General features: G+C 45.0%; 1 protein-coding gene. It reads right to left on the reverse strand.

The genetic code is table 11. The features are described from left to right. A partial coding sequence (locus KVT27_RS25975) for a hypothetical protein (RefSeq protein WP_217582312.1) occupies positions 1-194 on the reverse strand: 194 nt, incomplete at its 3' end. Positions 195-240 lie beyond the last annotated feature (46 nt).

The following is a 240-nucleotide window of genomic DNA, read 5'->3' on the forward strand; positions in this document are numbered from 1 at the left end:
CCATCCGCTCCCTCTGCTACAAAGTCAAAATTCCGAAGAGCGCCGTCGTTCTCGAATTTATTCAGCACATCGTAAGCGGTTACTTCTCGAAGCACCTTCAATTTCGGTTCCCAGAACGTATCTTGGATTTGTACATTTTGAACCGAAACATTGTGAATCACTTGGTGCTTATACACGGTAGGCTTCTTATTCATCTCAGTTGCTTTGGCAGACAAACTCGGACACCCCTTTGAGTGGAAT

Source organism: Lysinibacillus sp. GbtcB16, assembly GCF_019091145.1.
Classification (GTDB): Bacteria; Bacillota; Bacilli; order Bacillales_A; family Planococcaceae; genus Lysinibacillus; species Lysinibacillus fusiformis.